The organism is Kaistella solincola (assembly GCF_000812875.1).
GTDB classification, from domain to species: domain Bacteria; phylum Bacteroidota; class Bacteroidia; order Flavobacteriales; family Weeksellaceae; genus Kaistella; species Kaistella solincola.
In genome coordinates this window covers 876,393-896,001 of record NZ_JSYK01000003.1, presented here as the reverse complement: position 1 = coordinate 896,001, position 19,609 = coordinate 876,393, and the positions used below count along the sequence as shown (strand labels likewise).

General features: G+C 39.8%; 17 protein-coding genes. 9 read left to right on the top strand and 8 right to left on the bottom strand.

Features of this window, described 5'->3' with window-relative positions:
• Nucleotide 1 precedes the first annotated feature (1 nt).
• Nucleotides 2–2,608, top strand: a complete 2,607-nt coding sequence (gene ligD, locus OA84_RS08130) for a DNA ligase D (protein ID WP_039344609.1) — start codon at nucleotides 2–4, stop codon at nucleotides 2,606–2,608.
• Here the strand turns inward: ligD and OA84_RS08125 are convergent, their stop codons facing one another.
• From OA84_RS08125 to OA84_RS08100, 6 genes are all read right to left on the bottom strand, one after another.
• Nucleotides 2,609–3,376, bottom strand: coding sequence for a class I SAM-dependent methyltransferase (locus tag OA84_RS08125; protein ID WP_039344606.1), 768 nt, complete (start codon nucleotides 3,374–3,376; stop codon nucleotides 2,609–2,611).
• The gene (gene map, locus OA84_RS08120; protein ID WP_039344603.1) at nucleotides 3,376–4,185 is read right to left on the bottom strand and encodes a type I methionyl aminopeptidase; all 810 of its coding nucleotides are present in this window, start codon (nucleotides 4,183–4,185) and stop codon (nucleotides 3,376–3,378) included. Before map ends, OA84_RS08125 begins: the two co-directional genes overlap by 1 nt.
• Before the next feature lie 34 nt (nucleotides 4,186–4,219).
• Nucleotides 4,220–4,651, bottom strand: coding sequence for a BT0820 family HAD-type phosphatase (locus OA84_RS08115; RefSeq protein ID WP_039344600.1), 432 nt, complete (start codon nucleotides 4,649–4,651; stop codon nucleotides 4,220–4,222).
• A gap of 108 nt (nucleotides 4,652–4,759) precedes the next feature.
• Nucleotides 4,760–5,737, bottom strand: a complete 978-nt coding sequence (locus OA84_RS08110) for an acyl-ACP desaturase (RefSeq protein WP_039344598.1) — start codon at nucleotides 5,735–5,737, stop codon at nucleotides 4,760–4,762.
• A 153-nt stretch (nucleotides 5,738–5,890) separates the two neighbouring features.
• Nucleotides 5,891–7,420, bottom strand: a complete 1,530-nt coding sequence (gpmI, locus tag OA84_RS08105) for a 2,3-bisphosphoglycerate-independent phosphoglycerate mutase (RefSeq protein ID WP_039344595.1) — start codon at nucleotides 7,418–7,420, stop codon at nucleotides 5,891–5,893.
• Nucleotides 7,421–7,515: 95 nt separating this feature from the next.
• The gene (locus tag OA84_RS08100) at nucleotides 7,516–8,031 is read right to left on the bottom strand and encodes a GNAT family N-acetyltransferase (RefSeq protein ID WP_039344592.1); all 516 of its coding nucleotides are present in this window, start codon (nucleotides 8,029–8,031) and stop codon (nucleotides 7,516–7,518) included.
• Between the two features lie 88 nt (nucleotides 8,032–8,119).
• On the opposite strand from OA84_RS08100, the gene OA84_RS08095 reads away from it, so the two are divergent.
• Entirely contained in the window at nucleotides 8,120–8,803 is a 684-nt protein-coding gene (locus OA84_RS08095; RefSeq protein ID WP_039344589.1) for an SIR2 family NAD-dependent protein deacylase, read from the top strand.
• 139 nt (nucleotides 8,804–8,942) lie between these two features.
• On the opposite strand, the gene OA84_RS08090 is transcribed toward OA84_RS08095, so the two are convergent.
• The gene (locus tag OA84_RS08090) at nucleotides 8,943–9,587 is read right to left on the bottom strand and encodes a response regulator transcription factor (RefSeq protein WP_039344587.1); all 645 of its coding nucleotides are present in this window, start codon (nucleotides 9,585–9,587) and stop codon (nucleotides 8,943–8,945) included.
• A 190-nt stretch (nucleotides 9,588–9,777) separates the two neighbouring features.
• Here OA84_RS08090 and OA84_RS08085 point away from each other — a divergent pair, with 190 nt between their 5' ends.
• The 7 genes from OA84_RS08085 to OA84_RS08055 all read left to right on the top strand — a co-directional run bounded on the left by OA84_RS08085 (nucleotide 9,778) and on the right by OA84_RS08055 (nucleotide 15,979).
• Complete coding sequence (locus tag OA84_RS08085) at nucleotides 9,778–10,452, top strand: YggS family pyridoxal phosphate-dependent enzyme (protein ID WP_233701831.1); 675 nt, start codon at nucleotides 9,778–9,780, stop codon at nucleotides 10,450–10,452.
• A 74-nt stretch (nucleotides 10,453–10,526) separates the two neighbouring features.
• Nucleotides 10,527–11,711: a sigma-54-dependent transcriptional regulator gene (locus OA84_RS08080; protein WP_039344584.1), complete on the top strand. Its 1,185-nt coding sequence runs from the start codon at nucleotides 10,527–10,529 to the stop codon at nucleotides 11,709–11,711.
• 241 nt (nucleotides 11,712–11,952) lie between these two features.
• Nucleotides 11,953–12,486 carry a YciE/YciF ferroxidase family protein gene (locus OA84_RS08075; protein ID WP_039344581.1) on the top strand — a complete coding sequence of 178 codons (534 nt, stop codon included), beginning with the start codon at nucleotides 11,953–11,955 and terminating at the stop codon, nucleotides 12,484–12,486.
• Between the two features lie 94 nt (nucleotides 12,487–12,580).
• On the top strand, nucleotides 12,581–13,117 hold the full coding sequence (locus OA84_RS08070) for a type 1 glutamine amidotransferase domain-containing protein (RefSeq protein WP_039344579.1): 537 nt from the start codon (nucleotides 12,581–12,583) through the stop codon (nucleotides 13,115–13,117).
• A gap of 21 nt (nucleotides 13,118–13,138) precedes the next feature.
• The gene (locus tag OA84_RS11235; RefSeq protein WP_052252152.1) at nucleotides 13,139–13,741 is read left to right on the top strand and encodes a hypothetical protein; all 603 of its coding nucleotides are present in this window, start codon (nucleotides 13,139–13,141) and stop codon (nucleotides 13,739–13,741) included.
• On the top strand, nucleotides 13,728–14,456 hold the full coding sequence (locus OA84_RS08060) for a DUF72 domain-containing protein (RefSeq protein ID WP_039344576.1): 729 nt from the start codon (nucleotides 13,728–13,730) through the stop codon (nucleotides 14,454–14,456). Before OA84_RS11235 ends, OA84_RS08060 begins: the two co-directional genes overlap by 14 nt.
• 158 nt (nucleotides 14,457–14,614) lie before the next feature.
• Nucleotides 14,615–15,979, top strand: coding sequence for an MATE family efflux transporter (locus tag OA84_RS08055; protein ID WP_039344574.1), 1,365 nt, complete (start codon nucleotides 14,615–14,617; stop codon nucleotides 15,977–15,979).
• 465 nt (nucleotides 15,980–16,444) lie between these two features.
• On the opposite strand, the gene OA84_RS08050 is transcribed toward OA84_RS08055, so the two are convergent.
• Nucleotides 16,445–19,600, bottom strand: a complete 3,156-nt coding sequence (locus OA84_RS08050; RefSeq protein WP_039344571.1) for an efflux RND transporter permease subunit — start codon at nucleotides 19,598–19,600, stop codon at nucleotides 16,445–16,447.
• Nucleotides 19,601–19,609 lie beyond the last annotated feature (9 nt).

Genomic DNA, 19,609 nt, shown 5'->3' with positions numbered 1-19,609 from the left:
TATGCCACTTGAAGAATACAATAAAAAACGGAATTTCGAGGAAACATCGGAGCCGGAAGGTAAAACCAAAAAAAGCGAGGGCAAACTTATTTTTGTAATTCAGCGGCATTCTGCAACGCGCTTGCATTACGACTTCCGGCTTGAAATGGATGGCGTGCTGAAAAGTTGGGCGGTGCCGAAAGGTCCTTCATTAAACCCAAAAGATAAGCGCCTGGCGATGATGACCGAAGATCACCCCTACTCTTACCGCGATTTTGAAGGGAGTATTCCCGAAGGAAATTATGGTGGCGGCGAGGTTGAAGTTTGGGATTCCGGCACTTATGAACCTTTAGAAAAAGCAGAAGGAAAAGCTGATGATTTGGTTATGCGCAGCGAGCTGCACAAAGGATCGTTGAAATTTATTCTTCATGGTAAAAAATTAAAAGGTGAATTTGCCCTTGTAAAAATTAAAAATCCAAAAGATGATAATGCGTGGTTGCTAATTAAGCATAAAGATAAATTTGCTTTAGATGAGTATGATTCTGAAGATCACGTTCCGAAAAAATCCAAAGTTACTGAGCGGGAGGAAAACCGACCTTCCAAAAAAAAAACGGTAAAAACAACTGAAAATTCCACAAAACCATATCAGAATTTTACACCTGCGCTTACCGGTGAAAAAAAGCTGAAAGATTTCATCAAACCAATGTTGGCTCAGGTTGGTGATGAAGCTTTCGACAGCAAAGACTGGGTTTTCGAAATAAAATGGGACGGTTATCGCGCGGTGGCAGATTTGCGAGAAGACTCCAAACTTCTCTATTCTCGCAACGGACTTTCGTTTTCCGAAAAGTTTTCTAAAATCTCAAAAGCGCTCGAAGATCAGAAATTTCCCATGGTTTTGGATGGAGAGATTGTGGCTTTTAATTCCAAAGGTCAGCCGGATTTTCAGGCTTTGCAGCAAATTGGTGATCATCCGAATATGGCGATGACTTACCAGGTTTTTGATTTGCTTTGGCTGAACGGGAAATCTACCGAAAATTTGACCTTACTTGAACGAAAAGAATTGCTTAAAGACGCATTGGTTGAAAATGATGTCGTAAAATATTGCGAGCACGTTCCCGAAAAGGGCAAAAACTTTTTCGACCAAATTGAAAAGATGAACCTCGAAGGAATGATCGCTAAAAAAATTACGAGCACTTATACCGAAGGCGCGCGCAGTGCGGAGTGGCTTAAAATTAAATTTCAGCAAACCGAAGATGTGCTGATTTGTGGTTTTACCGAACCGAAAGGTTCCCGCAAACAGTTCGGTGCTATTATTCTGGGCACTTATGTAAATGGTGAACTGCAATATTGCGGTCACGCGGGCACGGGTTTCAGCAATAAAAAACTTGAAGAACTGTACGAGCTTTTCGAACCTTTAATTACATCTGAAGCACCTTTCAAAGATGTTCCGAAAACCAACACCAAAGCAACCTGGGTAAAACCTGAAATTGTCTGCGAAATAAAATTCACCGAAAAAACCGGCGACGGTATTTTCCGTCATCCCGTTTTCCTTGGAATCCGCGCAGACAAAGAAAAGGTAGACATAAAAAAAACGTCTTTAGGTGAAGGTATAAAACCGGAAAAAAGTGCCAAAAAAGCACCGAAAAAAAAGGAAGAAGTAGAAACTGCAGAAAAGAAAGTTTCATCCTCAAAAACGAAAACTACGAAAAAAGCACGCGAGAATGAACAGGAGAAAAAAATAGGAAAACATACGGTAAAATTAACGAACCAAAACAAAGTTTACTTTCCTGAAAGCGGCATTACCAAAGGCGATTTGGTTGAATACTACCAGTCTGTTGCAAAATATATTTTACCTCATCTAAAAAACCGTCCACAATCGTTAAACCGTTTTCCAAACGGTATCAGCGGTTTAAGTTTTTACCACAAGGATGCTGGTGACAGCGCTCCGGACTGGATTGAAAAAGCAACGATTTTTTCGGAATCAAACGAAAAAGACATTCAGTATTTGGTCTGCAATAGCGCGGCGGATATTGCGTATTTAAATAATCTCGGCTGTATCGACCTAAATCCTTGGAATTCTAAAATTGATAATTTGGAATTTCCGGACTGGCTGGCGCTGGATTTGGACCCTTCGGAAGGCAATACTTTTGAAGATGTTATAGAAGTTGCGCTGGCAACAAAAGAAGTTCTGAATCAGGTGAAAATTGAAGGTTACTGCAAAACTTCCGGAAGTTCCGGCATCCATATTTTTATTCCGATGGGCGGAAAATATGACTATGAGCAGGTAAAAAACTTTGCGCACCTTCTGATGCAGAAAGTACAGCAATTGGTGCCGGAAATTACCACGCTTGAAAGAAGTTTAAAGAAAAGAGAAAAAAACGAAATCTATCTGGATTACCTGCAAAACCGCGGCGGCCAGACTTTAGCAAGTGTGTACAGCATTCGACCAAAACCTGGTGCGCCGGTTTCCATGCCGCTAAACTGGGAGGAAGTAAAATCAGGTTTAAAACCTACAGATTTCAATATTCACAATGCTTTAGATCGAATTCAGGAAAAAGGAGATTTGTTTAAACCGATTTTAGGCAAAGGCATTGACATGCTGAAAGCTTTACAAAACCTTGAAAAATAATTAGGACTTTTTAACGACCGGAAGAATCTCGCTTTCTAAAAGACCAAATTTTTTCCGATCTTCTGCGGTAAATTTTTTAGAATAATAATTAATATCTACAGAAAAACCGGCGTTTTCCAGCCGCTGAAAATAATCCATTCCGTACCAGCGTACGTGGTCGTACTGGCCAAAATGTTTCTGTCTTTCAGCTTTGTCGGTAATGGAAAAATCTTCGTAGGTTTTTTCTAAAGAATTTTTTAAGGGAACCTGAAAAATTCCCCAACCGCCTTTTTTCATCACCCGAAAAAGTTCGCTCATCGCCTGCGCATCTTTTTCGATATGTTCCAAAACGTGGTTGCAAAAAATGACATCAAAACTCTCGTCTTCAAAAGGTAAATCTAAAATATCCGCTTTTACATCTACGATTGGTGAGAATAAATCAGCGGAAATATAATCGAGATTTTTCAGTTTTTTAAATCTTCTTAGAAATTCTTGCTCCGGCGCAATGTGTAAAACCTTGTAATTTTTGGTGAAAAACTCGGTTTCATTTTGAAGGTAAAGCCACATTTGGCGGTGTCTTTCCAAGCTTAAAGTTCCGGGTGAAAGTGCATTTTCACGCTGTTTTCCGTAGCCGTAAGGCAAAAATTTCCGGTAAGATTTACCGTCGATTGGATCGGTAAACCGGTCACCTTTAAAAATAAAATAAATGAAAGGGCGCAGCAAAATACTCAAATTGATTAACAGCGGTCTTGGAACTTTGTTGAGTAGAAATTTTGCTATTTTTTTCATTAAAAAGCCATTGTAAATGGTTTTTCCTCATCGCTTACTATTCCCAGCGCTTCGTAGATATATCGGTAAGTTGAAAGCAAAACGGGTTTCCCGGCAATGATGCAAACGTCATGTTCGAAATGTGCTGATGGTGAATTGTCCTTTGAAGTTACCGTCCAGCCGTCGCTGTGAAATTTCACCTTTTCTGTACCTAAATTTACCATCGGTTCAATCGCGAGTACGATACCGTCTTTCAAAACTTTACCGCTGCCTTTTCGTCCGTAATTCGGGACTTGCGGATCTTCGTGCATTTTTCTGCCAAGGCCGTGACCAACCAGTTCGCGCACAACACCGTAACCGTGAGCTTCACAGTAGGTTTGGATTGCGTTTGAAATGTCTCCTACTCTTTTGCCACGAACGCATTGTTCGATTCCCTTGTACAGAGATTCTTTGGTGACTTTCAAAAGTTTTTCGGTTTCCGGCGCAATATTTCCCACCGCAAATGAGTAGGCGTGATCGCCGTAAAAACCATTCATATAAACACCACAATCTACCGACAAAATATCGCCTTCTTCTAGCGGTTTTTCGTTTGGTATGCCGTGAACAACTTCGGCATTTGGTGATATACAAAGGTTTTTCGGGAAACCGTACATTCCTAAAAATGCCGGTTCGCCGCCGTGGTCGCGAATAAATTCGCCACCTAAATTATCGAGGTGTAAAGTGGAAACTCCGGGCTTGATTTCTTTTGCAAGCATACCCAAAGTCTTGGAAACCAATTGCGCGCTTTCGCGCATCAAGCGGAGTTCTTCTATGGTTTTTAATTGTATCAAAACGTAAAAATATATGAAAAAAGCTGGATATTTTTTACCAGAATAAACCTTTCTTTTTTTCTTTTTTAATTTTAGAATAAGGCAAAACTTCTCTGCCTTCTACCCGAAATTCAATTCTTTCGGTGATGATGTTGTAGATTTCGCCCCAACCCGGAAAACCACCAAGATTTCGGTCATCGATAAACAAATCAGCATCAATTTTTCGCGAAGCCTGAGTGTTATCAAAAATTTCGCCTTCAAAGCTGGAATTTACCGCATAAAATTCAACACCATTTTTTTTGCAAAATTCTACCGCTTCATCGAGCGTTTTTCCGTGGCGAAAAGTCCACAAAATTAAGCGGTGACCCTCCGACTGTAATTTTTTCAGCGTTTCAAAAGCAAATATTTTCGGTTTTCCAATTCCGGGATATGCATCATCGACAATGGTTCCGTCAAAATCAATCGCTAATTTCTTGCTGTTGGTCATTATATTTAAATTCAGAACTGCAAAGGTACTAAATTTCGGTTCTTTATGAAAAAGTAAAAAAATAATGCAGGATTTAATTCCTGCATTATTTAGTAAAAACGAAAAATCTTACGATTTAACCCATTTAAATTGATATTCTAAATCCGGTGTTGCTATTCTATCGGTAATTCTTTGAAGTCGTGAAGGTAATTTCACCAAATATTCCTGAGCTTTTTGGGCTTTTTCTGTTAAATTTGAGAAGTGCTCGATTTTCCATTCGTCCAAAAGATCACTTAAGATATTAATGTAATCCTGACCGGTATAAACCATTGCTCGCTGTGCTGCATCTGAGAAATGATCCCAAAGCTCACCTGCGGTCTGGCCCGATTCGCGCATCAAATGTGCAGGCATAACAATTTTTTTGCGCATCATATCTTCAAAAGCCAGCATCATTTCGGAAGGATCGAGTTCGAAAATTTTGGTAACAAAATGTTTGTAGGCTTTCGCGTGTCGAGCTTCGTCAGCAGCGATTACACCACACATGCGTGAAAGTTTGGTGTTTCCGGACTGCTTTGCTAGTGAGCCTACTCTACGGTGAGAAATATTTGTAGCAGTTTCCTGAAAGCTTGTATAAACAAAATTTCTGTAAGGATCCATCGTTGTGCCAATGTCAAAACCATCCTGAATTAAATATTGGGTGGTGATTTCCACCTCGCGCATATTTACGCGGCCGCAGAGGTAAAGATATTTGTTTAAAAGGTCGCCGTGGCGGTTTTCTTCTGCGGTCCAGCTGCGCACCCATTGCGCCCAGCCACTTCTTTCTTCCACACTAACGCCATCTACACCCATTAACCATGATTCGTAGCTTGGCAGCGCTTCTTCGGTAATACAGTCACCAATTAAAGTAACGAAAAGATCGTAACCCATTTCCCGCGCGTAGGTTTGCAGTTCTTCCACATCATATTTAAAACTGTCGGCACTTGGATCTGGCAGGAAATCCGTAGGTTGCCAAATTTTTTCTACGGGAGTCAGGTAAGATGAGATAAAATTGTCCACATCTTTTCCTAAAGTTCTCATTACCTCAATTCTCACTAATTTATCGTACATTTTTCTGCCTTTTTTTATAATTTGCAAATATAAATTAAAATTATTATTTACTGCATAACGAATTTAATAATTAAAAATTATCCGAATTTATTGACTAATAATCAATTATAATCTTTTTGTTAGCAATTAGCTTTCCAAAATTTTAGATTTACTTTATTCCACCAAAATATCGCCGGTCATCACCTCCGGAATTGGTACACCCATTACTTTCAAAATACTCGGTGCTATATCGCCTAATTTTCCGGCTTTTAATTGCCACGTTTTAGCTTTGTCCATTACAATTAACGGAACTAAATTCGTCGAATGCTGCGTGTTTGGTGAACCGTCATCATTCATCATTACATCGGAGTTGCCGTGATCAGCCAGAATAAAAACCGCGTAACCATGTTCATATGCTGCTGTCGCTACTTTTTGGATGCATTGGTCAACGGTTTCCGCAGCTTTTACCGCCGCATCAAAAACGCCCGTGTGGCCCACCATATCCGCATTTGCAAAATTTAAGCAAATAAAATCTGCTGTTTCGTTTTCAATTTCGGGCAATATTTTTTCGGTGATGTCAAAAGCAGACATTTCAGGTTTAAAATCGTAAGTCGGAACTTCCTTCGGACTTGGACAAAGCAAACGTCTTTCACCATCAAAAATATCTTCGCGTCCGCCGGAAAAAAAGAAGGTTACATGCGGATATTTTTCCGTTTCAGCTACACGTATTTGCGTGCGGCCGTTTTTTGCCAAAACCTCACCCATGGTTTCCTGCAAAACATCTTCATTGAAAACTACTTTTACATTTTTAAAATCTTTATCGTAATTCGTCATCGTAACGTAATAAAGATTCAGCGGGTGCATTCCATACTCTGAAAATTCCTCCTGGGAAAGCGCCTGCGTGATTTCGCGTCCGCGGTCTGTACGGAAATTGAAGCAGAAAACCACGTCGTCCTGCCCTATTTTTGTCATTGGCAAATTTCCGTCGCGCAAAGCGATAATCGGTTTCAAAAATTCATCGGTGATTCCATTTTGGTAAGAGGTTTCTATGGTTTGCAGCACATCTAAACTTGGTTCGCCAATGCATTTCACCATCGCGTCGTAGGCTAATTTCACGCGTTCCCATCTTTTATCACGATCCATCGCGTAATATCTGCCGATAACGGTCGCAAGTTTACCAGTCGTCTGGTTCATGTGATGTATTAAATCTTCCAGAAAACCTTTACCCGAATGCGGATCGCAGTCGCGGCCGTCGGTAAAAGCATGTACGTAAACATTTTTATCCAAGCCAAATTCATGCGCCGCGGCTAATAATCCTTTTAAATGATTGATGTGCGAATGCACGCCACCATCAGAAACAAGGCCGATAAAATGCACCTGCTTTTTGTGTTCCGCCGCGTATTCAAAAGCGCGGGTGATTACATTTTCTTTTCCAAGTGTGGCGTTTTCCACCGCCATATTCAGCTTCACAAGATTTTGGTAAACTACGCGTCCTGCGCCAAGATTCATATGGCCAACTTCCGAATTTCCCATCTGTCCAAACGGCAAACCTACCGCAATACCACTGGCTTCAAGCGTCGTGTGCGGAAAATTTTCGTAGCACGAATCGATAAATGGTGTGTTTGCTTGTGCGATGGCGGAAATTTTGGGATCGGTGCCTAAACCCCAACCGTCTAAAATTGCTAAAATTGCTTTTTTTGACATGGAAATAAATTATTGTTGAATTACAAATTTAGTGATTTGAGCGGCGTTACCGAAAAATTCAGTGCTATTTTGGCAAATTTTTCAAGTTTGGCTTTTTACAGTTTTTTTTCAAAAGCTTTTCTCGCCGAACCACGGAAATAAACTTCACCGCGATAGGTGTAATTAAGCTTTTCGAAAATCCGAAGCATTCCCAAATTATCGAAAATGGTATCAACGCGAATGCTTTCAATTCCTTTTTCAATAACCAGTTTTTCTATCAGCCGGAAAATTTCCGTCGCAATGCCTTTTTTTAAAAAATCTGAACCTACAGCTACACGATGAATTACGGCATAAGGCGGCGTGTTTTCCCAGGTTTTGAGTACTTCGTATTCTGGTTCAAGATCGAAAAATATGGCTGCATAACCGGCAATTTTTTCATTTAAAATAAAAACATAACCATGGTTTTCGGCAACGTCTTTGCGCACGATTTCCTCGTTGGGATAACCGTCCTGCCATTGTGGGCTTCCATCTTCCCGTCGCAAGGCAATAGCCTGTTGTAATATTTTCCAGATTTCCGGAATATCGTTTGTTTGTGCGGGACGAATTTTTAAATTTATTTTGTTTTGAATCATGGTTTACGGAAGTACCACAAAGTTAAAAAAGATTTTTTTGCCGTTAAACAGGCATTTTTTTTATAATTTCAATTTTTAAAGAGAAAAGGTGAAAAGAAAATTAGTGGTCTTATCGGGTGCCGGGATTTCAGCAGAAAGTGGCGTTAAAACTTTTCGCGATTCCAATGGTTTATGGGAAGAACACCGCGTGGAAGATGTTGCAAGCCCCGAAGGTTTCGCGCGGAATCCGCAATTGGTCCTGGATTTTTACAATGCGCGGCGCCGGCAACTTCTGGAAGTGCAGCCAAACAGAGCCCATGAAATTTTAGCAGAATTAGAAAGGGATTTTGAGGTAAATATCATCACGCAAAATGTTGATGATCTTCATGAACGCGCAGGTTCAACTCATGTTTTGCACCTTCACGGTGAACTGAAAAAAGCGCGGCCCGTAAATTCCAACTCGGGTATAATTCCATGGGAAAAAGATTTGAATATTGGAGATTTAAGCGAAAACGGACAACAATTACGGCCGCATATCGTGTGGTTTGGTGAAATGGTGCCCGAAATGGAAAAAGCAATAAAACTGGTCCAGCAGGCGGAAATTTTTCTGGTAATCGGCACGTCGTTAAATGTTTATCCGGCCGCGGGATTGCTTTATGACGTTTCACCAGACTGCGAAATTTACGTCATTGATCCGGAAATTCCGATGAATTTTGGTGGAAATTTCCATTTTTACCAAACGACCGCAACGGAAGGAATGGCGCTGTTGCAAAAAAAACTTTTAGAATTATAAAATTTTTTTTCTAAAGGTTTTAAAAAAATAAGAGCCGGCTAAAAACCGGCTCCTACTCATTTTTCATTATTTGTGTTCTTATGATTAGGACAATATTACAGCATTAAACAAGGCAAAAAAAGAGTGAAAACACCCATTTTTAATTTAGCTTGTGTTTAATAGCAAATAAAACAATTCCTACGCGCGACTTCACATTTAATTTCGCAAAGACGGAATCCCGGTAGCCGTCAACTGTTCTTGGGCTTACGCACATCTGTTCACCAATTTCTTTATAAGTTAACTCGGAACATGCGTTTTTTATAAATTCTATTTCGCGTTCCTTAAGCGTTTCGCTTATTTCCTGCATCACTTTTTCTTCGGTCCGAATTTTCAGCAGGCTCTGTGTAACGATGTCGGTGTAAAAAATACCTTTTTCGTGCACAATATTAATAGCGTTGAAAAGAATATCCGGCGACATATCTTTCAGGAGATAACCTTTGGCACCAGCTTTCAGCATATTGATAATGGTGCTTTCGTTATCTTCCATCGTCAGCGCGATGACTTTAACCTGTGGATAATTTGCGGTAACTTCTGCCGTGGTTTCAACGCCGTTTTTTTTGGGCATATTAATGTCCATCAAAACGACTTCGGGCATGTCAGTCTGGTCTTTCAGCTTATTCAGGAAATCTTCACCATTGTAGCAGTTCATAACTACTTTATAATCCGGACTAAGCGAAATCATGTTTTCCAATGCTTTGGAAACAAGCTGATGGTCATCAACAATAGCGACTTTAATCCGATCCATGGATGTATTTTTTTAACAGGAAATCCTCTTTAAAACAAATGTATCATTAATAATTATATAGTAATAGGTGAAATCACCCAAATTGCAGAAAACTGTTAAATCTTATATATAGCTGTTGCTTTGCAATTCCGGGGGAAAAAGGGTAAATTTGAAGAATTATTTAACATATTCTTTAAAGAATTTTACTAAAATGATGGAACAACCAGCCGGTATCGAAGCTAATTATTCCAATATCGTAAAAGATTTGCCACAAAATGTGCAGCTGGTCGCAGTTTCCAAAACCTATGATGCAGCAACGGTTGAGCGCGTTTATAACTTAGGTCACCGCGTTTTTGCGGAAAATAAAGTGCAGGAACTTGTACAGAAATATAATGAGTTGCCAAAAGATATTCACTGGCATCTGATCGGGCATTTGCAGACGAATAAGGTAAAATATATTGCGGAATTCATCGACACCATTCAAAGTGTAGATTCTCGAAAAATTCTAAAAGAAATTGATAAACAGGCTGAAAAGCATAACCGGAAAATAAAGGTCTTATTGCAGGTAAAAATTGCTGAGGAAGACACGAAATATGGTCTTGAACCTTCCGAAGCTAAAGGAATTTTCTCTGAGTATCTCAACGGAAATTATCCTAATATCGAAATAAACGGTCTCATGGGAATGGCAACTTTTACCGAGAATGAAGCTCAGGTTCGAAATGAGTTTGCAGTGTTGAAAAACCTTTTCGATGAATTGTCCGCGCAAAAACCACTTTCTACACTGTCGATGGGAATGAGCAATGATTATAAACTCGCGATTGAATGTGGCGCAACTTCGGTGCGCATCGGTTCTGCAATTTTTGGCAGCCGAAAGCCAGAAAAGTAGCCGTTTCGGGGTACGATTTTTGCTTGTAACCCAGCTTACTATAATAACTTAAAAAAATCCATAAAATTTTACTGATGCAGAAAATCTTAATTGTTGAAGATGAAAAAGCTATTTCCGGCGTGCTGCAAAGCATACTTTCCGAAGAATTGCCCGATTACGAGTTCGTGATTGCTGATGACGGTTTAGAAGGTTTAAAACAAATTGAAAAAGAGGATTTCGCGCTGGTGGTTTCCGATATAAAAATGCCTAAAGTTTCCGGTACAGAGCTGCTTAAACAAAGTCTTCAGCTGAAACCCGATACCACTTTTGTGATGATTTCCGGGCACGCTGATATTGATACGGCTGTGGATTGTTTAAAGGACGGCGCTTACGATTTTATTTCGAAACCAATTGATATCAACCGTTTGATAACAAGCGTTCGCAATGCATTAGATAAAAGAAATTTACAGAAAACCAATCAGCATTTAAAAACCGAAAATTCAACCTTAAAAAAGAAGGTGAATAAAAAATACCAGATGATTGGTGAATCGCCTGCTTTGAAGAAAATTCAAAGTATGATTGAAAAAGTAGCTGCTTCGGACGCGCGCGTTTTAATCACCGGACCGAACGGCGCCGGGAAAGAATTGGTAGCGCACGCAATTCACGCACAAAGTGACCGCAGCAAAGGTCCGATGATTGAGGTAAACTGTGCTGCGATTCCATCGGAACTTATTGAATCAGAATTATTTGGGCATGTTAAAGGAAGTTTTACTGGAGCTATAAAGGACAAGCAGGGAAAATTTGAACTTGCGAATAACGGTACGATTTTTCTGGATGAAATTGGTGACATGTCGCTGATTGCACAAGCGAAAGTTTTGCGCGCGCTGCAGGAAAGCAAAGTTTCACCTGTCGGAAGTGATAAAGAAATTAAGGTTGATGTTCGCGTTTTAGCGGCAACCAACAAGAATATGCAAAAGGAAATCTCTGAAGGAAAATTCCGGGAAGATCTTTACCACAGGCTTTCGGTGATCGAAATTTATGTTCCGTCACTTGACGAAAGAAAAGATGATATTCCGCTTTTGGTGAAACATTTTGCTAAAATTATTTCCGATGAACACGGCACTGCGCTAAAAACTTTCGATGACAATGCCATCGACGCATTAAAAAACTTCAACTGGACCGGAAATATCCGTGAACTTCGAAACGTGATCGAGCGTTTAATTATCTTAGGTTCAAGTCCTGTAACAGCAAGCGACGTAGAAAGTTTCGTCAGAAAATAATTTCCCGCTTTTCAGCCTTTTTCTTAATTAAACTAAGTCCGGTATTTTACAATACCGGATTTTTTATTTTGAAAAAATTAGCCGTTTAAACAGGTAATTTTTTCGTTTTAAATTTTGCGTTAATGGCTCATCAACAATATTTTGGCATACAAGATGCTTCTAAAAAACAGGTTCGCGGATTTCCTTCCGCACACTTTTCATTAAAAATTTTAAAAACACATTAACATTATAAAATACTATTATGGCAACGAAAACGACATCCAAAGGAAAAATTGCACCGAAAGCAGACGCGGCTGAAAAATTGAGAGATTTTATGGTTGACGGAATGAAAGATATGTATTGGGCAGAAAAAGCATTGGTAAAAAACCTGCCTAAAATGGCCAAAAATTCCACATCGCCACTTTTAAAAGCCGCTGTAAACGAACATTTAAGCGAAACTGAAATGCAGGTGAAAAGACTGGAAGGCGCTTTCAAAGCTTTAAAACTAAAACCGGAAGCTGTAAAATGCGACGCAATGGACGGTTTGCTGAAAGAAGCAAAAGGCATCATGGAAGAAACTGAGCCTGGTGCTGTTCGCGACGCTGCAATCATTGCCGCAGCGCAAAAAGTGGAACATTACGAGATTGCTTCTTACGGAACGCTAGCAACTTACGCGAAACTTTTGGGTGAAAAAGAAGTTTTAAAATTACTCTTAGAAACCTTAAACGAAGAAAAAACCTGCGATAAAGATTTAACGAAGCTGGCGAAAACCGAAATTAATCTGAAAGCAAAATAAACAAACAAGCGGCTTTTGCCGCTTTTATTTTCTGCTATTTCGGCCTTTTTTTAAAAAACACAAATTCAAAATATCATTTTTAAATTAAAATCAAATGTCACATTTATCAAATAAAAAAGTCGCGGTTCTTGCGGCAGACGGTTACGAACAGTCCGAATTGGAAAGCCCCGTAAAAGCTTTGAAAGATGCCGGTGCGACCGTAGAAATTATATCCTTAAAGCCCGGAAAAATTAAATCGATGAAAGATCACGAATGGAGTGATTCTGTTTCTGTGGATCAAATCGTTGATGAAGCAAGTGCGAGTTCATTCGACGCTTTGCTCTTGCCGGGCGGCGTTATCAATCCGGATACGGTGCGCGGAAGTGAAAAAGCAGTTCAATTTGTTAAAGATTTCTTCTCTGCTGAAAAACCTGTTGCAGCAATTTGCCACGGCCCGCAGACCTTAATTAATGCTGAAGTTGTAAACGGTAAAAAAATGACTTCTTACCATTCAGTTTCTGCCGATTTGAAAAACGCTGGCGCAAATTGGGTTGATGAAGAAGTGGTAACTGACGGTAATTTAACCACAAGCCGTTCACCCGAAGATTTACCGGCTTTTAACAAAAGAATTGTTGAAGAATTTTCTAAATAATAATTTTTAAATTTTAAAGCGATGGACCCAAAAATTCCACCCCAATTTAAAGGTGCGCAAACCGACGCTTATTCTGAAATTATTTTTGATGATGATGCGGCAGCAATGCAGCATTTTCAAACCGTACGCAAACGCTTCCTCGATGTAAATTCGTGGGAGTTTTTTGCAGGCGAAGAAAAAGCAGAGTTTTCCCTGCGCGATGAAAATGGCGAGTTAACTTTGGAAGAACCGAAGGTGAATCATTTTATTAAAATTAAAGTTCCGCTTCTGCATAATTCCGATGATGGTTACGATTGGGTGCAGATTGAGGAAATTCAGGAAGAAATAACGCCTGCAAAAGAATCGGTTTTTATTAAAGTCCGCCCAAGTCAAAATCCGACAAAACCGGAAAATGACACCAAACATTTTCTGGATTCCGACGCAACTTCAAACTTCATCATCAAACGCGAGGGAACAAAAGTTTGTGCCGAAGTTCATGCCAGAAATGAAACGCCGAACACCGATGACCACACGCTTCTGGAAAAAATCCGGGATAAAATTGTTGCCCTTGGCGGAATGCTGCTGGGAAGTAAAATTCAGTGGGAAGGTTTTACCAGCGGCTTGATTAAGTATGAAGAAGAGTGACGTGCTCATCGGCTGCTCTTCCTTTTCCGTGGGCTACTGGAAAGGAACTTTTTACCCGGAAGATTTAGCTTCCCGGGATTATCTTGAGTTTTATTCTACAAAGTTTAAAACGGTGGAAATTAATTCCACATTTTACCATAAACCTACGGCAAAAACCTTGGAGAGATGGCGCGAAAACACCACAGATGATTTTAGAATCTTTATTAAAATGCCCAAAGCGATTACGCACGTCGGCAAACTAGAAAATACTTTGTCGCAAACGGCGGAATTTTGTGATCATATTTCCGCCGGACTTCAGCACAAATTAGCGGGTTTCCTGTTTCAGCTTCCGCCGTCATTTAAGAATACGCCGGAAAATCTGGAAAAAGTGCTGAAAACTGTCGATAAAAAATATTTAAATGTGGTGGAATTCCGTCACGAATCTTGGTGGAATAATGAGATAAAAGAAATTTTGGGTAAAAACAGCCTAATTTTTTGTGGTGTCTCAATTCCGAAAAACATTCCTGATGATTTCATAATTAATGACGAGCATTTTGCGTATTACCGATTTCACGGTGTCCCGGAAATGTTTAAATCGAGTTATTCCGATGAAGAACTTGAAAAATTCGCAAACGAGGTGAAAAAATTTAGCGGAACTTCCTACCTATTTTTCAATAATACTTTTGGTGTCGCCGCAATTCATAACGCGCTGAATTTGAAAAAGATGCTCGAATAGCAGCAAATTTTCACACTTTGCAAAATCAAAAAAAAATGCCCAAACAGAGGCATTTTTTTATTTTAATTTTATTTCCAAATTTCACTGCTGAAAAGAAAACCATTAAATAGCAAAAAAGCAGAAAGATTGCAGTATTTTTGCCGAAATTTTTCCGCGCCATGGCATTTCTCAATTCCCAACATACCAAATCTTTACTTACGCTCGCGTTGCCAGTCATGCTTACGCAGGTCGGTCAGGTTTCCGTGAATTTATTCGACAATATTATTGTGGGAAAATTGCTTGGTGCGCAGGCGCTTGCGTCGGTTTCACTGGGAAATGCGGTTTTCTTTTCGATATTTGTTTTCGCGCTCGGTTTTTCACTGGCAATTCCGCCGTTGGTTTCGGAAGCGCATTCTGTGAACGACCACGAAACGATCAATTCGGTTTTTCGCCATGGTTTTGTCATTAATTTAGGAATTGGTTTACTGCTGTCCATCGTGCTTTTGCTGGCTTTGCCACTGCTCTATCACATGGATCAGCCGCCAGAAATTATTCCGGACACGATCAGCTTTTTGGCGATTATGACGATCAGTATTTTGCCGTTTATGGTGTTTCAGACTTTACGTGAAGTTTCCGAAGGTTTGTCTTTTACCATTGGAGTCACAAAAGCAACGATTTTCGCGAATATCATTAACATCGCGTTGAATTACGTTTTTATTAAAGGAATGTTCGGTTTTCCACCAATGGGCGTAAAAGGTTCCGCGCTGGCGAGCTTAATCGCAAGAGTTTTCATGATGGTTTTCCTGTATTACGTTTTGCTGAAAGAAGAAGGTACGCGCCGCTACATTAAAGATTTTTACCTGCGAATTGAAGGATTTTCAAAAGACATGTTCCGCAAGATGGTGAAAATTGGTTTTCCCACGGCTTTGCAGATGTTTTTCGAAGTTACAGCGTTTGCCGGCGCGGCATTTATCTGCGGACTAATTTCAGCAAAAGATATTGCGTCGCACCAGATTGCTTTATCGATGGCGTCTTTTACTTTCAATTTGTGTATCGGTTTTAGCGTGGCGTCAACGGTAATGATTGGGCGAAAATCAGGTGAGCGCGATTTTATCGGTTTAAAAAGCGTCGGCATTAATAATTTGAAAATCGTATTTCTTTTTATGGTTTTGTGCGGTCTGTTTTTTATTTTCGGCAGAAATATTTTACCGACTTTTTTCACTCAAAAAGAAGATGTAGAAGTAATATTACTCGCCTCAAAACTGTTGATTATTGCGGCACTTTTCCAGCTTTCTGATGGTGTTCAGATTGTCGCGCTTGGTTGTCTGCGCGGCATGCAGGATGTAAAAATACCGTCGATTATTACTTTTATCGCGTATTGGATTATCACTATTCCGCTCGGTTATTTTCTGTGTGTTACCTTGAAAATGGGCGCCTGGGGAATGTGGATCGCGCTCGGACTTGGATTGACGATTTCTGCAGTGCTTTTGGTTAAAAGATTTCTGACGCTGTCGCAGAAAAAAATAAATGCGCATCAATTATAAAAAATCGGGCGTTAAAACGGCAAATTTTTTCGATTAAAATTAACTTTGATCAAAGCAGAGTTCCAATAAAACAGATAAAAATATCAGTTAAAACAGCAAATTTTTTCATTTTAGAAATTCTTTTTATTTCGATCTAGATTGCATTAGACTGAAAAAAATTAGGCAGAAAAATGGCAAATTTTTCTTTTTTAGAAAAGCATTCAATTCGATCTGAATTTCATTAAACCAAAAAAATAGCGCGCTTAAACGGCAATTTTTTCGATTTTAAATATCTTCGATTAAAGGTGACTTTCATTAAATCCAAAAAATACCGGATTAAAATGGCAAATTTTTCAGTTTTAAAATAGAAAAGTTAACACTTTAAATTCAAAAAATTCCGTGCTAAAACGGGCAAAAATTTCATTTTTAAAAATTAAAAAAGACGCTTCAGATAATCCGAAGCGTCTTTAAATTTAATGTTATTCGTTAGAATTCGATTTCGTTTTCCGGGTGAATATGTTTGTAATCTTCCACCATCAGATTTTCGTAATTTGCTTTTTCTTTGCTTGCAAATCGATCTTCCAGTTTCACCACAATGTAGTAAACCACCGGAACGATAATTAATGTTAAGAAAAGCGATGATAACAGTCCGCCGATAATTACGATTGCCAAACCATTGTTCATTCCGGCTGCCGCGCCCGACGCCATTGCGATCGGAAGCATACCGAAAACCATCGCGATGGTCGTCATCAAAATCGGACGAAGTCGCGCGTGATTTGCCTGGATTAAAGCATTATTAATGGTTTCACCTTTGGCCATTCGGTGATTCGTAAAATCAACTAGTAAAATCGCATTTTTCGCCACCAAACCAATCAGCATAATTACACCCAAAATGGTGAAAATATTCAAACTCTGGTTTGTTAAAGCTAGTGCCCAAAGCGCACCGATAAACGATAACGGAATTGAAAACAGTACGATGAACGGTTTCACAAAATCGTTGTAAAGCACCACCATAATCATGTAAACCAAGAGAATTGCGGCTAATAAACCAACTCCCAAAGTTCCGAAACCTTCACTTTGGTTTTCCATATTTCCGCCCCAAATCCAAGTGACGCCAGCAGGTTTTTTCACGTTTGCCATTTTAGCTTCCCATTCTGCAGCCAAAGTTCCCGTGGTTTTACCCACAACCTGCGAATTGATGGTTACTGAAGGTGATCTGTCGTATCTTTCAAGCAATGCAGGACCCGAAGAATTAGTGATTTCCGCGAACTGAGAAAGCTGAATTCTTTCGCCGGCATTGTTGACGAAATTGATGTTTTTTACATCATCAATGCTTTTACGGTACGCTTCATCTAAAATAATATTGATGTCGTATTCGCTGTTTCCGGTTCGGAATTTATTGTTGTCATTTCCGCTGAATGCAGTTCGTAAAGTCTGACCAACCGTAGCGACATTTAAACCTAAAAGTGCCATTTTATCGCGGTCAACACTCACCATAATTTCCGGATTTCCTTCTTTTACGGAAAGATCAACACCTGACGAACCATCGATGGATTTCAGCTGTGCTTCCGCCTGTTTCGCGTAAGCCATTACCTCGTCAAGATTTGGTCCTACAACAGTCATTTGCAATGGTGCCTGTTCCGCGCCCATAAATCCGATTGGAATTGTGGTGATTTTCGCACCAACTAATTCTTTTTCCAAATCACGTTTGATTCTTGCCGCGTACACTTTTGAACTGGCATTTCTTTCAGACTGATCAATGAGTTTCAAACTGATTTCCGACTGGTAATTCGTCGCCTGCGCGCCACCCATTCCGGTGCTGGACTGTCCGACGGTGGTAATCATGCTTGTAATCGCAGGATCTTTCCGAAGAAAAGCTTCGGCTTTCTGAGTCATAAAGTTGGTTTCTTCAATTGAAACATCTTTCGGCATTTCTATCTGAACCAAAAATTCACCCTTATCTGTTCCCGGGAAAAAGTCGGAACCGATGTAACCAAAAGCCACAAGCAAAATACTTGAAACAAAAAGTACGATGACTATAAGGAAAGTTTTGATTTTGTGACCTAAACTCCAGGTTAAAATTCCGGTGATGAAATCGGTAAATTTTGCCAATCCAGCCTCGAATTTATAGATGATTTTACCGAAAAGAGAATCTTTGCTGATTAAATCTAATTTTCCGTATCGGGAATAAAGCCACGGAACCACGGTAAATGAAACCAAAAGCGAAAGCATGGTCGCGATAATTACCGTGACACAAAACTGGCGGATGATGTCGGAAACCAAACCGTTACTGATGGCAATCGGTAAAAATACCACCACGATAACCAAAGTAATTGCAGTTACGGTAAAACCGATTTCAGATGCACCGTCGTAGGCTGCGCGCACCTTGTTTTTACCCATTTCCATGTGTCGGTGAATATTTTCGATGACCACAATCGCGTCATCAACCAAAATACCAACAACAAGTGAAAGTCCCAGTAAACTCATTAGGTTTAATGAATATCCGAGAATATTCAAGCCGATAAAAGTCGCAATCAATGAAGTTGGAATTGCCACCATTACGATGAGCGCATTCCGGAAACTGTGAAGGAAGAAGAGCATTACAAAAGCAACCAAACCTACGGCGATAAATAAATCTTTAATTACCGCGTTTGCCGCTTCCAGCGTAAATAACGAGGTGTCATTCGCGATATTCACCTCTAAATTCTGCGCTTTGTACTGAACTTCCATTTCTTCCACTTTCTTGCGCACGCGCTCACTAACGTCCACTGCGTTGGCGTCGGTTTGTTTCTGAACCTGCAATAGAATTGTGGTTTGCTGATCAATACGTGCTATTTTGTCGGTTTCTTTCTGCGTGTCCTGAACTTCAGCAATATCAGAAAGCTTAACAGTTTGTCCGTTAACTGAAGAAATAATTAAATTTCTCAGTTCATCTACCGTTTTAATTTTGCCGGAAAGACGAATTAAAGTACTGTTCGCACGTGTCTTCAAACTTCCCGTCGGGAAATCTAGGTTAGAAGTTGAAATAACTTGCTGAACTTGTGGAATAGTTAGCCCGTAACCTTCCAATTTATATTGATCCAGATTTACACGGATTTCTCTTTCCTGGCCGCCGACAATATTTACTTTTGCCACACCTTGAATTCGGGAAAATTCCGGTTGAATTTTCTGATCGATCAGGTCGTATAATTCACTTTGGGTAAGATTCGCAGTGATTCCCATGCTCACAATCGGCATGTCTGAGAGTGAGAACTGGGAAAGCGACGGTTCTTCAATGTCGTCGGGAAGATCGGAACGAATGGCGTTAATTTTCCGCTGCGCTTCATTCAAAGCAAAATCTACGTCGGCTTCATTATTAAACTGAATGATTACGACCGACAAACTTTCGTAAGATTTGGACTGAATTTTCTTAATTCCTTCCAACGACGAAATTGCATCCTCTATTTTTCTGGAAACGGTGCTTTCCACCTCGGAAGGTGAAGCGCCGGGATAAATTGTGGAAACGGTAACTACTTTAACCTCAAACTTCGGAATCAGCTCATAGTTAAGTTGGCTGTAACTGAAAAGTCCTCCGATGATGAGTAAGGCAAGCATTACGATTACCAAACTGGGTCTTTTAATCGATACTTCTACTAATTTCATATTCTTATT

Excerpts from the sequence above, each read along its gene's own strand:
- gpmI (WP_039344595.1), bottom strand. The coding sequence starts at position 7,420 with ATGTCAAAAAAAGCAATTTTAGCAATTTTAGACGGTTGGGGTTTAGGC.
- OA84_RS08100 (WP_039344592.1), bottom strand. The coding sequence starts at position 8,031 with ATGATTCAAAACAAAATAAATTTAAAAATTCGTCCCGCACAAACAAAC.
- OA84_RS08115 (WP_039344600.1), bottom strand. The coding sequence starts at position 4,651 with ATGACCAACAGCAAGAAATTAGCGATTGATTTTGACGGAACCATTGTC.
- OA84_RS11235 (WP_052252152.1), top strand. The coding sequence starts at position 13,139 with ATGGACCCAAAAATTCCACCCCAATTTAAAGGTGCGCAAACCGACGCT.
- OA84_RS08085 (WP_233701831.1), top strand. The coding sequence starts at position 9,778 with ATGATGGAACAACCAGCCGGTATCGAAGCTAATTATTCCAATATCGTA.
- ligD (WP_039344609.1), top strand. The coding sequence starts at position 2 with ATGCCACTTGAAGAATACAATAAAAAACGGAATTTCGAGGAAACATCG.
- OA84_RS08070 (WP_039344579.1), top strand. The coding sequence starts at position 12,581 with ATGTCACATTTATCAAATAAAAAAGTCGCGGTTCTTGCGGCAGACGGT.
- OA84_RS08050 (WP_039344571.1), bottom strand. The coding sequence starts at position 19,600 with ATGAAATTAGTAGAAGTATCGATTAAAAGACCCAGTTTGGTAATCGTA.
- OA84_RS08055 (WP_039344574.1), top strand. The coding sequence starts at position 14,615 with ATGGCATTTCTCAATTCCCAACATACCAAATCTTTACTTACGCTCGCG.
- OA84_RS08075 (WP_039344581.1), top strand. The coding sequence starts at position 11,953 with ATGGCAACGAAAACGACATCCAAAGGAAAAATTGCACCGAAAGCAGAC.
- OA84_RS08090 (WP_039344587.1), bottom strand. The coding sequence starts at position 9,587 with ATGGATCGGATTAAAGTCGCTATTGTTGATGACCATCAGCTTGTTTCC.
- OA84_RS08125 (WP_039344606.1), bottom strand. The coding sequence starts at position 3,376 with ATGAAAAAAATAGCAAAATTTCTACTCAACAAAGTTCCAAGACCGCTG.
- OA84_RS08080 (WP_039344584.1), top strand. The coding sequence starts at position 10,527 with ATGCAGAAAATCTTAATTGTTGAAGATGAAAAAGCTATTTCCGGCGTG.
- OA84_RS08110 (WP_039344598.1), bottom strand. The coding sequence starts at position 5,737 with ATGTACGATAAATTAGTGAGAATTGAGGTAATGAGAACTTTAGGAAAA.
- OA84_RS08060 (WP_039344576.1), top strand. The coding sequence starts at position 13,728 with ATGAAGAAGAGTGACGTGCTCATCGGCTGCTCTTCCTTTTCCGTGGGC.